Source organism: Candidatus Symbiopectobacterium sp. NZEC135 (genome assembly GCF_025962695.1).
In genome coordinates this window covers 1-549 of record NZ_JAGFPF010001424.1, presented here as the reverse complement: position 1 = coordinate 549, position 549 = coordinate 1, and the positions used below count along the sequence as shown (strand labels likewise).

The 549-nt window shown below is 60.5% G+C and carries 1 protein-coding gene; it reads left to right on the top strand.

Translation table 11 applies throughout. The features are described from left to right. Positions 1-549 (top strand): hydantoinase/oxoprolinase N-terminal domain-containing protein (locus J5224_RS34630; RefSeq protein WP_319802554.1); only part of this gene is annotated, 549 nt, incomplete at both ends.

Here is a 549-nt window from a genome sequence, read left to right as displayed (position 1 = left end):
CCAGGCGTGCCGCGATCTGGTCGAAATTGGCCTGGAAGATCGCTTCGCACAGTACGATGTGTTCCTGCAAAAACCCGCTCCGCTGGTGCCACGCTATTGGCGCTTTGGCGTCACCGAGCGCATCAATGCGCAGGGGGAGGTGCTGCTGCCGCTCAATGAGGACGACGTAAGGCGCATTGCACAGTCACTGCGCGAGGAAGATATCGACAGCGTCGCCGTAGTGCTGCTGCACAGCTATCGCAACCCGCAGCATGAACAGCGCGTTGCTGAGATCCTGCAACAAGAACTGCCTCATCTCGCGGTGTCGCTTTCCAGCGTGGTGTGCCCGGAAATCCGTGAATACGAACGGCTCTCTACCACCTGCGCGAACGCTTACGTGCAACCGCAAGTGGCCGGCTATCTGTCACGTCTGGAGCAGTTGTTGACCGCACGCGGATTACACATCCCACTGTTTTTGATGACCTCCGGCGGCGGGGTCACCACGCTGCAAACCGGCATCGAACAGCCGGTGCGTCTGGTGGAATCCGGCCCGGCGGGTGGTGCTATCCT